Here is a 14204-nt window from a genome sequence, read left to right on the forward strand (position 1 = left end):
ATGAGTGACGACGGCAGCTACTCATTCGCCCACTATCTGCACGAGTTCATGACCTGGGTCGACACCGAGGTCGAGCCGTGGATTCCCGGTGCGCACAGCTGGATCGGCGAGAAGCTGATCGGCAAGGTCCCGAAGATGGACTCGGCCGACGCGTACCGACTCAGCGACGCGTGGGGCGAGCTGCTCGCGTCGATCGACGCGTACAACAAGGTCGTCGCCCAGGCGTACTCCGACCTGTCCGGGACCTGGGCGAGTGAGTCGTCCGGTATCTGGGAGTCGAACTTCAGCGACTACCTCGACGCGACCGCCTCCCTCTCCGAACTCGCCGCAGGGCTGGAGGAGTCGACCGCCGGGCTCGGCCTCGAACTCGTCACCGACGAGATCGCGGTCATGCTGGGCCTCGTCATGCTCGGCGTCGAGCTGGTCATGGCGGTCATCGCCATCTGCACCGTTGTCGGCTCGATCTTCGGTGGCGCCGGCATCGGCGGCGCGATCGCCGAGTTCTCCACCACCATCGGAAACGCGTTCCGCGCCGCGATCACCAACATCGCGAAGCTGCAGTTCCGGGCCGGGCTGCGGGAAGCGATGGAGATTCTCGGCCGGAACCTGCCCCGGATCCTCGGCAACCTCGTCAAGACCATCAAGACCGCGCCAGTGCGGGTGGTGGCGCGCCGAGGCGCGCGGACCCTGACCCAGAAGGAGTTCGGAAAGTACCTCGGGAGCGACGCCTTCAAGGCGGTCGCCCGCCGCAACATCCCGTTCATGGCCAAGCGCGTCGCGCCCAAGGTGGTGGCCCGGGTTGCCCGCCGTGGCGCGATGTCGATGCGTCGCGAGTTCCAGACCATCATGGAGCGCCAGCTCTTCCGGCACCTGACCGAGGAAGGTGGGCGCGCCCTCGCTGTCCGCGGCGGGGCAAGTGTCGCCCGGAGTGGCGCCGCCGAGACCGCCGAGGACATGGCCGCCCGCATCATCTACGAGTCGGGGATCCGTACCGGCGCTCGCGGGCTCGTGGACGCGACGTTCCACGGAATGGCCGAGAACCTTGGCCACCGGATGCTGTGGGGAGCGGCGTTCGGCGCGGGTTACATGGCCGCCCCGTCGATCATCGCCCGGGTGGACGCCCTGGCCACCGGTGCCGTGCCGTTGTCGCAGATGCACTTCGAGCAGGTCGGCAAGGCGATCGTGGGCGGTGCGGTCATGGGCGCGGCCGCCGGCGCGGCCGGACAGGGCATGGTCTTCGGTGCGATGGGCGGCGCGGTGGGCGGTGGCGCCGGTGCGGCCCTGACCGACGCCCTCGACTGGATGAAGACCGGCAACCCGCAGAACTGGGGCGACGACATCACGCACGGCGCGGCGAGCGGCGCGCTGTTCGGTGGAGTACTCGGTGGTCTGCACACGCTCCGGTTCGACCACGCCAACATGAGCATGAGCTTCGACAACCAGGGCACGCGCGTGCACATGGTCGATCGGAGCGCGCGGATCGGCCAGGTAGACGGTGTCGTCCGGTTCAAGGACGGCAGCGCCGGCATTCTGTCGGAGCTGGGCACGAAGGACGGCCCGATCCGCGTCGTTGTCAGCGACGTCCAGGGTGCGATCTGGGATTCGCCGGCTGGCCAGGGGCGGGTCGACGCGGCCGGGCAGTCGATGCCCTTCCCGCAACCGCCGCCCAACCAGCAGCCGCCGAACCAGCCGCCGAACAGCCTGCCGCCGGGTAACCCGCCGCCGAACCAGCCGCCGCCGGACCAGCGTCCGCCGGACCAGCCGCCGCCCGACACGCGGTCGCCCAACCAGCCGAACCAACCGAACCAGCCGAACCAGGGGCAGCCCAACCAGGGCCGTCCCCAGCCCGGCGACCCGCGATACGTCCGGGTCGAGCCCGGTACGCAGGGATCCGACGGTGCGCACCAACCGGTGCCGTACGACCCGAAGAACCCGCCGCCGCCACCGGTCCGGCAGGAGGGCGGGCAGCAGGCGCTCGACCCGTACGGGACCGGTCGGCCGCAGGGGCCCGACTACAGCCAGCCGCCCGGCGGTGGCGACTCGGGCACGCCAGCGGCTCCGGCCGCCCACGACGCGGCCACGGCCGCCGCACCGTCGGGACTCGGCAATCCGGCTCCCGCCGTTCAGGGTGGCGGCCCGTCGACCCCGAGTGGTGGCCCCGTCGTACCGGGTGGTGGGGATTCCAGTCAGCCGGCCCTGCCCGGCGACGGCGGTGCGGCACCGGGCCATCAGCCCGGCGCTGGCGGAGCGCCTGGTGGACCCGGGCCCGACGGCACGCCCCAAGCGCCAGGCGCGCCCGGGCCGGACGGCCCCGCCACACCACCCGCGCCGGACTTCTCCCGGCCGGAGCTGCCGCGCGGCGACTCGGCGTTCGACCGGCCCAACGCGATCCCGGACCGGTACGCGCCGCAGGTTGCACGTGCGCTCGACACCGCGCCGCCGTTGGACCGCTCGCGCGTCGACCACATCTTGCAGCACCCGGAGCAGTACGACTCCGGCCTGGTCACCGCGGTCCGGCTGCAGTACACGGTGCCGGACGCGAACGGCGTCTTCCAGTACACGCAGACGCCGGGACCGGACGGTATGCGTACCGGACCGACCGACTCGGAGATCGGGCGGTGGAGCAGCGACATCCACCAGGCCGCGGCCCGGCAGGAGGCCGCCGACCAGGCAGCGCGCCTGCAGCCGCCGGAGACCGACGCGGTCGGGCGGATGCTGGACCGGCTGCCGGCCGACGGCATGCGGACCGACGCGTCCGGTGCCGCCCGCGGCGACCTGCAGAACTCCGCCCGCGACCTGTACACGGAGGTCACCCGCGATCCGGATGCCGATCCGGCGCTGACGAAGGCGGTCAACGACCTCCTCACCTACCGGGACTCGGACGGCAACACGGTCCTGAAGAAGCCGGAGGACCTGCACAACGACCTGTCGAGGCTGTCCGAGAGCAAGGACGTCGACGGCGGCGGCGAGCTGATGCGGCAGCTCGGGTTCGAGGCGCCGGATGCGACGTTGCCTGACACGATCCGAGAGGTCGCCGACAACTCCCGCATCGGTCAGTACGCGCCGGACGGACCGACTGTCGAGCCGGCCCGCGGCGAGCCGGTCGCGTGGCAGGGCGAGCAGGGGCCGGGGCAGTTGGAGGTCGGCCCGCGCGACGTCCACACCGTCAGCAACCCGAGCCGGCCGGCCCAGGTCGTCCAGGTGTCGGGCGACCCGGTGCGTGCCCGTACCGACGTGACCCGGCCGCTCGACGGCGTACTGCCCGACCTGCAGCCGCGGCCGGCCACCGACACGACGCCCGGCGACTCGTACACGGCCGTGGAGCCGCGCGACGGCGGGCGCATCGTCGTCGACTACCCGACGGGCACGGTGGAGGTACAGGTCCGTACCGCGCCGCTGACCGGGGACGTCGGCGCGGTGGTGCACCTGCCCGAACAGGTCGACGGGCAGCCCACCGGCACGATCGACGTGACCGTCGACCCGCGGGAGGGCGACGGCGCGATCGGCGACCACCTGCGCGGCGCACTCAACGAGATCGGTCGGGCGATGCCGCAGGCGTCGCCGCCGCCAGCGCTCGGTTCCCCGGCACAGCTGGTCGAGGGGCTGCCGGAGCTGGTCGACCGCGCGTTCGGCCCGGACACGCCGCCGGGGGAGCGGCCCGCTGCGCTGACCGAGCTGGCCAACCGCGGTCGCCAACTGTCCGACGCGCTGAACAGGTTCGGTCAGAGCCGCGGCGACACCGCCCTGGAGCAGGCGGGCCGCCAGGTCTTCGACGCGGCGCACGGCACGCAGTTCGCGAACGCCCTGCTCAACCGCCCTGGTACGACGGTGCCGCCGGAGCGCGTCCTCGGTCAGGCACACGATGCGTGGACCGAGGCCCTTGGCGCGGTGGACCGTACCGGTCCGGCGGAGCTGCGCACGACGCCACCGGAGCCGCGACCCGCCCCCGAGGCGCCGCGGCCGGCTCCGCGCGCCAAGGGCCCCGAGCCGGTCGACCTCGGCGACGTACGGGCGGACCACGCGCGGTTCGGTGAACTGGAGGGCACCACCGAGCCGGCCAGCAGCGTGCCGGTCAGCAGCGAAGGGTTCCAGCCCCGCGAAAGCCCGATCACTCATCTTCCGAAGCGCTCGGCCGGTCAGGCGTTCGCCGACGCCGGGAGGTTCTCGGCGAGCGAGTCGGCGGAGACCGTCCAGTCGGAGGGCGACGGCGTCGTCGCGGTGCAGTTCAAGAACGGCACGACCGCCGAGCTGTCGGTGACCTGGGGCGAGGTCGACGGCGCCGGCGCACTCGTCGAACACCCACCGATGAAGTACGTCGACGGCAAGGCGGTGCCGTCCGGCCCGACGAAGGTCACGCTCGACCCGCGCAGCGCGCACCCCACGCAGGAGGCCGGGGCGGCGCTCGACGAGGTCGGCGGCCACCTGGCGCCCGCCACCGAACACGAGGTCGCCGTACGGCAGGCCGAGCGCTGGCTGCACCAGCGGTACGAGGCGTTCCCGAACTCCACGGGGCCACGCGTCGACGCACAGACGGTCGAGGCGAAGGACGACAGCACGCGGACGGCGGAACCGACCGACCGCAGTACCGACGACGTCATCGGCAACGTGTCGCACGGACTGGCCACCCGGCCGCCCCAGACCACCCGTGGCGTGGCCGGGCTGCTGCCCCGCGGCGAGGGACGGGCGGTCGGCCTGTTCCGGGATCCGCAAGGGGGCGAGCAGGTCGCCGAGGTGACGGTCACCTGGAAGGAGCAGCCCGACGGCGTGGGCGCCCGGGCCACCGTCCCGGCGCGCGCCGCCGATCAGGACGGCGTCATGCTGTCCAAGCCGATCGAGGTGGAGGTCGATCCGCGCCTGCCGGTCGGGGCGGCCGAGGGCGCGGTGTTCGACGCGTTGGACCAGGCGGCGACCTCCCTTGAGCCGCCGCGACCGCCGGAGACCGCAGAAGCGAGGACGTTCGACGCGGGTCCGGAGATCAAGGATCCGCCGCCTGCGAGGACCACCACCCCTCGGCCGAGCAGTCCGCGTGGCACCGACGGGCCGCGGCCCGCGCCTCCGCGTCAGCGCGGCGCGGACGGGCCGGGCCTGGCGTTCAAGGAGCCGGAGCCGACGACCGGGGTGTCGCTCGACGACCTGTTGGGCGGCGGTCCGAGGACGGGCGGAGAGCTGGTCGTCAGGGGTACTGACGAGGTCGGGTCCGCGGGGGCGCCGGCCGATGGGGCGGCCGCCGAGCAGACCGCCCTGCCGGAGCGCACCGGCACGGTCGAGAGCATCCCGTCGGGCGCGCCGAAGCCCCTCACCCCCGACCAGGAGGCCACGAACAAGCTGTTCCGAGCCGCCGGCGTGAGCCCACCGCACCGGCGCCCCGGTGGTTCGCACATCAGCGACCTCGGCACGGACACGCCCACCGACGCGGACGGCTCCCGCCGGTACCACGTGCCGCAGGGCGAGATGCCGCCGCTGATCCGGCAGGCGCTCGGCCGCCTCGTCAACCCGAACGCGTTCCCGCTGATCCAGGACGCTGAGGAGCTTGAACCGGGGCTGTGGCGCATCACGTTCGCCGGGGGCACGCAGCACACGTTCCAGTTCACGCCGGACGCGACGAACGGAACGACCACCTACACCGTCCCGCCGCGTACGACCGCGCAGGCCGAGGCCGGTCAGACGCCGACGCCGATCCAGGTCAACGTCGACAACACGTTCAGCCAGAACACGCCGCCGAGCAGCCTTGCGACCCGGCTCTACCGCGCCGTCGTCGGGGCGTACGCGCAGACCGACCCGAACCCGGTCGTCGACACCAACCACGGCCATCCCGACTCGCCGACCGGGCGGCGCCCCGGGGTCCGCGGGTTCGGGCACGGACAGCGGCAGCAGCAGCGGGTCGCCACGGCGGTCCGGCAGGTCGTCGACGAACTGCACAACGGCGAGCTGCCCACCGACCCGAACACCGCGATCCGCGGCGTCCAGCAGGGCGCAGACGGTACGACGGTGGTCGTCATGCCGAACGGGCACGCGGTCCGGGTGCGCATCGGATCGGAACTGCTGCCCGACGGTGTCCTGGTCGTGCCGACGATCAGCATCATCACCGATGCGGACGGGGTGCCCCGCCCGGTCTTCGACATCACCGTCAACAGGGGGCTCAACCGGACCGACCCCACCGAGTTGCACGACCTCGTCCTGTCCCTGGTACAGGCGCAGCTCTGGTCGTTGTACGGATTCGACAAGGACCTGCAGCGGCAGCAGGCCGAGGCAGAACGCCAGCGCGAGGCCGACGAGCAGCAGGCCGAGCGGGACCGTCAGCGCGCCGAACAGCGGGAACTGCAGCGGCTCGAACGGCTGGCCGAGGAGCGCCGACTCAACACGCCGCCACCGCCGGACACCAACGCCGCGACCAGTGCCATCAAGGCGGCGCTGAGGCCGTACACCCCGAAGCAGACGTACGCGACGCTGCTCCAGAACCACGAGGGCACGCTCGACTCGGGCACGTTCGTCTTCAAGGACGGGCTCAAGGTCCCCGTCGAGATCGTCGTGGTACCGGGGTTGCCGGTGACCGTGCGGGTCGAGTACCCGGAGGTGCGGTTCGGCACCGTCGGCGCCGGCACGCCGCAGGGTCCGGTACGGATCATGGTCAGCGACCGGCACCGGCTCACCGCACCCCAGGTGAGCGAGCTCGCCGCCGGCATCCACAAGCACGTCACGCTGCGACCAACCGCCGACCCGGAGCACATCGAGGCGGCACGGGCGGAGCAGGCGCAGCAGATGGAAGCGCTGACCTGGTTGCTGGAGCAGGCCATGGCCGCCCAGGCCCCGGCCCCGGCGGCGCCCGAGCAGGGCGCCGACCCCGCCGCGCCTACCCAGGAGCCTGGCCCGGCTTCGGCGCCCGCGCAGCCGAGCACGCTCACGCGCGTCGGTACGGTGCGGCGCGCGCCGGCGCCAGCCGCGCTGCCCGCTCACGACACGTACACGTCGGCGTGGAAGCCCCAGTCGTCGGCCGTCGAGACCGCGGCGGACCGGCTCATCAGCGACCTCGTCAACGGGGCGGACGGCGAGCCGGTGCCGTTCGACCCGGCGAGCAAGACCCTCCTACTCACGCTGCCGAACGGGACACAGCTGGAGACGGCCGTTCTCGTCGACCGGCACGACCTCAGCCCGGACCGGCCGCCGCTCAAGCCGGGCCAGCCGTACGTGGGGCTGCCGGACCTTGTGTGGAACGGCACGGGCTGGGAGCAGGCACCGGGCGACCCGGCGATCTTCCTGTTCCCCGAGCAACTGCCGGAAGATCCGGCCACGCACGACGCGATCGTCCGGCTCTGGTTCCGCCAGATGCAGCAGTTCGTGGCGGACCGGCTCGGCACCGTCCTCGTACCTCGGACTGGTCCGGTGGAGCCGGACGCCGCCGCAGCGGACCCCGCGGAGACACCGGCCGCGGAGACCCCGGCTGCGCAGGCGCCGGACCGGACCGATCCCGCGATGGCTCCGGCGGCCGAGGCACCCGAGGAGACGTCGCAGGTGCCGCTGGTGCCGGAGACGGACCAGGTGTCCACGATCACCGCGGAGCAGGTCCGCAAGGTCGTCCAGATGGCTGTGTCGCTGCCACCGGAGATCGGCCTGATCACGCCGGACCGGGTCGCCGCCATGCTCGACCCGAAGGCGCCTCCGGTTCTGCGCGCCCTGGCCCAACGGCACCTCGTCCCTGCCGGGGAGGACGGTGACCGGGGGCCGTTGACGCAGCAGGAGATCGACGAGCGGCTGGCCCAGTTGGGTGGTGTCGGCCGCAGCGCCGTCGAGGACCCCCAGGTCGGCGCCGAGCCCGACGAGGGATGGGCCGCCGCCGCGGCCCCGGCCACCGAGCCCACGACGGAGCAACCGGCGCCGAAGCCCGCCGAACCGCGGTCACCGACCGCGCCGTCCGACACCACGGTGGTCGCTCCGCCGGCCGCCGCTGCCGAACCTGCTGTGGATCAGGTCGCTCCGGTGGAGCCGGCGCAACTGCTGGCGGTGTGGGAGCAGATGCTCCACGCGCTGCCGGCGGTGCTGGCGGGGGCGTCGGCCGTGTCGGTGCTGAAGCGCACCGACTCTGGGGAGTACACGTTCCGGGTCGGTGGACGTTTCGCGACCGAGCTCATCCCGGTGGGCTCGTTGCCTGCGATGATGCGGGACCTGGCCGCGGCCGGCACGTCGGGCGTCACGCTCATGGTGGACGTCGCCGAGGCGATGATCCGGCACGCCCTGGCGGTGCTGCCGGATCAGCGGCCGGCGGCGCCCGGTGATCTGGCGTCGGGGCGAACGCCGTTGCCAGGCGACGCCGAGTTGGCGGTTGCTCGAGGACTGGCCGAGCTGTTCCGCCGACACCCGGCCCGGGCCGTGCGTACCGAGATCAGGAGCCGGTTCACGGATCTGCTCCCGCGGCTGGATCCGACGCAGCTGGCCGAGCTCGCAGATGCGCTGGCCGGGACGGCGCCGGCGTTGGCCCCGCCGGTACGCAAGCAGATCGGTGTTGTGACGGGGAAGCGGCCGTCGGCGCCGCGTCGTGCGACGGCGGACCTTGAGCCGGAGCAGGCGGCAGCCGTTCAGCAGGCGATGCGGGCGGCCACCGCCGCGGTGAGCCAGAGCCTTCCGATGGCCGGCCTGGCGGTCTCGCCGGCCGGGCTGAAGTTCATGGTGCCGAGCAACACCGAGGGTTCGTACGCGTCGGACGGAGTGTGGGAGTCCGGCAGCCGTACGGTGGCGACGCTGCCCGAGCTGATGCGCGACTTGGCCGCCAGCGGAGCGACGGGCTTCAGCCTGATGTTGGCTGCCGCCGAGGCGATGGTCCGGCACGCGTCGGCGGAGCTCGCGCAGGCGCCGTGGGCCATGCCGGAGAAGTTGCTGGACGGTCGGGAGATGAGCCCCGGCGACGTCGACGAGCGCGTGGCCATCACGATCGCCGCGCTGTACGCGCGGGACGCGAAGGGCGCGGCGGAGCGGATCGAGGCACAGAACCGCTTCGCGGAGGTGATCGAACACCTGGATCCGCACAGCCTTCGGTTCCTGATCACCGTGTTCGACCGGTACGAGTCCAGTGCGCTCGCGGCACCGGAACTCCAGCGGCTCACCGAAGCGCGGCTGCACAAGCTGACCGCGCCGACGAAGGCGGCCGCCCCGGCAAAGACTGCCGTGCCGACGAAGCAGGACTCGCCAACCGTGGCGTCGCCCGAAGGTGACGCCGCGCCGGCCGCCGACACCTCTTCCGCGCCGGACGCGCCATGGTGGCACAGCCATCCGACGTGGGCGCCGGACTCGGCCCGTCAGGTTCAGTTGGAGCGGTTCCACGCGGCGGCACGCGCGATGGCTCTCCAGTGGTTGGCGGAGCTCGGCGGTCGCGAGCCCGGGAACCTGCTCGACCGCTTGGAGCGCGCGTTCGAGGCGATGACCGCGGCGACCGATGGCCTTCACGGCGTCGTCCGCGCCCTGGGCGACAGCACGTTCGACATCATGGAACTGGGCGCCGGGAGGCTGGATCCGGACGCTGACGGCGTGGTTGCGTTGGCGGACCACCTGCGCGAGTGGGCCGCGAAGGTCGAAGCAGCCGCGGCGACCCTCGACGGGCTCATCGGTCCGGGCAGCGACTTCGCGACCGACCTTCCACGGGTCGCCAAGATGATCGACTACCTTGCCGGCCCCGGTTTCGTACCCCCGCGCTTGGCAACGATCAAGGGGCCGGGCTCGAACGAGACTCCACTGCTGGGGGCGACCGACCTCCTGCGCGGGCAAGCGACCGACGCACGTCGGTACGCGGAGCAGCTCACGGCTCTTGCGGACCGGATGTCGGCGGCCGACGGCAACGTCCGATCGAACGACGTGCGGGAGGTGGTGATCCCGGCCGCACGCCAGATTCGGGAGGTCTCCGGGTCCGTCGACGCGGTCAGAGGTGCCCTGCAGGCGGCCCTGACCGAGGGGATCGACCGCCACCAGGACTGGCTGACAACCAGCGTCGACGACTGGATGGGCCTCGGCGTCCCGGGCGGAGCGCTCACGTGGCAAGAGACGGACGGAACTCCCGTCCTGGTGGCCGGGCTCACGGTCGTGGCACGCGCGCCGGACGCGCACTGGTGGGTTCCGGTGCGTTCGCCGGAGACCGGCGAGATCATCCAGGCCCGGATCCTGCCGGCTGAGCTGATGATCGGGGGAGTCCCCCGCCCTCGACTGGTGCCGCGAACCGCTGCGGACGGTGATCCGCAGCTCCTGCACGACATCGACCTGTGGTCGGCGGAGGTGACCGGTCCGCCGGTGTTCTCACCGGCGGAGAACCAGCGGCCGACGCGCGAGAGCGGTCTGTCGGACGACCAGGTCGAGGACCTGCTCCGGCACGCGTTCGTACCGCATCCCGACGGGGCGCAGCTGTTCAGCCCGTTCGACGAGTTCACGAGCAAGAGCGACGTCCGGCTCGGATCGGGCTGGACCTGGATCGAGTCGCACGGCTCCCGCACTGCCGGCGGCATTGGGCTTGTCGGGTACCCGCCCGCTCCCGGTCCCGACCAGAACCCGCAGGTGGTGGTGGTCTCCTGGGCGCAGCTGGCCCGGGTGCTGCCGCGGCTGGCCGACCTCGTCGACCTGACGGACCGTGTCGTGGTGGCCGCGTGCGAGTCGGCCTCGGTCGGCCAGCAGGGGCACTCGTTCGGTCCGTTCGCGGCAGCGCTGGGGCGCACGATCGTCGGCAGTACCGAGGTTGTGGGCTTCAACGAGGACGGCAAGAGCATAGGGCTCCCGGAGTACGGGTCGGCAGACCGTACGACCGGGCGTTCGGGTGTGTTCCACGTCGTCCGGCCGGACGGCTCGTGGTTCGTGCTGCCGGTATCGGGGCGGGCGGGGCAGCTCGCCGGCTGGAACGACATCCTGGACCTGGCCGACCAGCTCGACGCCGCCGACACCGCGCGGCCTGCGGCGTCGACCCAGTCGGCCACGCAGAACACGCCGGCCGAGCCCGTTCCCCCATCGGCGGCGGATCTGGCGCGGGCGATCGCCGAGCTGTTCCGGGACAGCGACCAGCCGGACGAGACGACGGACCTCCAGGAGCGGTACGAGGCGTTGCTTGAGGGGCCCGACGCCGGTCGGGTCGTCGCCGCGGTCGAGGCGATCGCGCCGGGTCTCAACGTGCGGGTGGCACCGACGCTCGCCCCGGCCCCGTCGTACTCGTCGCGGCCGGGGATCGCGGGTCTGTTGCGCGGCGGCTCCACGTTCGCCGACGCGTTCAACCAGGCCGTCACCTCGGCGGTGGACGCCACCGGGCAGTACGCGGGGTCCGGGTCGGCCGACGCGCAGCAGGCGGCGGTCGCCGCCTGGCAGCAGGTCGCCCGCGTCGGGCAGGGTCTGCGTGGGCGGCTCGGCGTGCTGAACGACCAGCTTGAACTGTGGGACCAGCAGGGTTCGCTGAGCTTCCCGATGCAGCGGGTCGGTGAGGCGAGCTACGGCCTCGACGACTTCCTTGAGGAGGTACAGCGGGGCGTCGGCCTGCTGGAGGCGGGTGGCTCCGCGAACCTTCCGGCGTGGCTCGACGACGTCACGGGCTTCCAGCTTCCGGAGGTGCGCAACCAGCTCGCCAACGCCATCGCCGACGTCCGTAGCTGGGCCGACTCCTCCGTTCCGTCCACCCCGGCCACTGTGGCACCTGTCGCCGAGCCGAACACGTGGTGGGCCGACAGCGCGGACTGGGGTCCGGCCGCGTCGGAGGTCACTGGACTGGTCCAGCTTGCCCAAGCTGCCACCGCCGCGGTCGCGGGACGGGTCGCGGAGTTCGGGACGGCGGAGTCGACGGGCCTGCCGGCCCGCCTGGCGCGGGCGGTGGACGAGATCGGCGCGGCGCTCGACGGGATCGGGCAGGCGGTCGGATCGGCACAGGGTGCGGACCCGGCCGCGGTCGCTGAGCAGTTCACGCGGATCGCGACGGTGTTGAACGACCTGGTCGCCTCGGACGGCACGTTCGCCACCGACTTCCCCCGACTCGTCGGTCTGGTCGAAGGGCTGGAGAACCACGACCTGGTTCGAGGTGTGGGTACCCGGCCGGACCGCGGTACAGGGGCGGCGGTGGTCTGGGGAGCCGCCAAGCGCCTGCGCACCCTGCCCGACCTGATGAGCGGGCTTGCCCAGGACCTGACCCGACGCGCCGGGTCGATTCGCGCCGCCGACGACCTTGCGAAACGCGTACGCGAGGCGGAGACGTCCTTCCGGGGGCGGCTGGCGGAGATCGGCTGGGCCCTCGATGCCGTCCGCGCCGGGGTCGAGGCGGTGCGAGACAACCGTGACTGGCTGGCGGCGAACGCCGGTCTGGTGACCGGGCTCGGGATGGGTGCCGGTTCGCTGCACTGGGACCAGGACGGTGCGCTGCTCTGGCGTACCCAGGGACCGGCCGGGCCGCGCGACACCATCCTGTGGCGGCGCGGCGACGGATACTGGTCGACGAGTGTGGCCCAGCCGTCCGGTGACCCGGTCGACGCGATGGTCCTTCCGGCGGGCCTCATGCTGAACGGCCAGCCTCGGCACGTCGTCGTCCCGATGTACTGGGCCGGCATCCCGGCGGACGCGCTCCAGGACGTGTCGCTGTCGTCGTCCGACATCCCGGCGGCGCCCGTCTGGCACGCCGAAAGGCCGGCCCCGCTGGCCAGCACCATGACCGACGACGACGTCGAGGGCCTGCTGCGGGAGGTCTTCGCCGCCGTTCCTACCGGCGGTCAGTTCTTCGGCAAGTACGAGCCAAGGGCCCAGCCGACGAACCTGAGCCCGCTGGACCTGGGCATGGACTGGGGTCTGCTGGGCGGACACGGCACGCCGGAGGGTCTGGAGGTCTGGCGAAAGAGCCCTGCCGCGTCGAAGCCCGGCGCGGTCGTGATTCCGTGGGAGCAGTTCGCGCGCGTCCTGCCCCGGCTGGCCGATCTGGTGCAGCTGCCCGACCGGGTGCTGTTGTGGTCGTGCGACGCCACATCCGTCGGGCGGCGGGATCCGCAGGCAGGGTGGCTTGCCGCACCCGGGCGCACGGTTGTCGCGGCGACCCAGACGATCTGGGGCGACGGCGCCGCGGGCCAGCGCTCGCAGGTCGACGTCGCGGAGAACTCTGGGACCAGCGCGAACAAGCAGCCGGGACGGCTCGGCTTCTTCCAGGTGCTGCGTCCCGACGGCAGCTGGTTTGCCCTGCCGGCGACCGGCTTCGTCGGCCAGAACGCCGGCTGGAACGACATCCTGGACCTGGCCGACCAGACGTCCGCGGAAGCCGGTCCGGCCGGCGACGGGGACGTGATGGTCCTCCCCGCCAGCGGATACGTCTCGGCGTCCGCCATCCCCAGCGCAGCCACGCCGCACATCGGCACGCCGCCGAAGCCGCAGTACGCACCGCTGCTCACGGTCGTGCAGCACGCACTCACCTTCGTACCGGGAGCGCAGGCCGCACCGCACCCCGACGATCCCGGCCTTGTCATGGTGACCCGGCCGGGGGCAGCGCCCGTGGCGTTCCGTGGATTCGTCGAGGGCCGCGATGCTCCTGGCCTGGCGCGGAACTGGGCCACCGAACCGGTCTTCACCGACACCCCGCTGGACGGCACTTCGGTGCCGACCGTCACGGTCAACGACACCGTGCTCAACGATCCCGCCGCGCTGCACCGCCTGGTGACGCGGACGCTGATCTTCCAGAAGGTCGAGGCCGACAACGCGGTGGGTCGGTTCAAGCGCTGGACCGCCGCGTTCTCCGGTCAGGCTCAGGCGTCGGATGCGTTGGGGCACAACGGCAACGCGTTCAAGCTGACCACTCGCGACAAGCAGCGTCTGGCCGACCTGAAGCTGCTGATCGAGGAGCAGCAGGCGACGCCTCCGGGCAACGCCGCGGCGATCAATGCCGAGCTGGCTCGTGTCGCGGCACGGATCTTCAAGCCCGAGGGCAGGCAGGGTTCCTTCACCCAGCGCAGGCTTACCGAGCAGTACCTGCAGGAGGCGTGGCGGAAGGACGGGCTGCCCGAAGGCGGCATGCCGGACGTCGATGCCGCCCTGAAGCAGGCCCGCGACTTCTACTTCCCGAAGCTCGCCGAGCCCCCGACCATCCAGCCGTCGTCGCCGCTGATGAGCGGCGTGATGGGGGCGGCACCCGTCAAGGAAGCGGCCCTCACCCCGGTGGTTGGGCCCGGCATCCCCGACGGCACGCCGTTGGGCCTCGACCCGGACGGCCGGACGTGGATCTTCCC

The 14204-nt window shown here is 72.6% G+C and carries 1 protein-coding gene (cut by a window edge); it reads left to right on the forward strand.

Going from position 1 to position 14204, the window contains the following annotated elements; all coding sequences use genetic code 11:
• A protein-coding gene (locus Aru02nite_RS22015; RefSeq protein WP_203660675.1) for a DUF6528 family protein crosses the window boundary here: on the forward strand, window positions 1-14204 show its 5' portion. It continues 104512 nt past the right edge of the window; 14204 of the gene's 118716 nt are visible here — the first part of the coding sequence; the start codon lies at window positions 1-3; its stop codon lies off the right edge, out of view.

This window comes from Actinocatenispora rupis (assembly GCF_016861975.1).
GTDB lineage: Bacteria > Actinomycetota > Actinomycetes > Mycobacteriales > Micromonosporaceae > Actinocatenispora > Actinocatenispora rupis.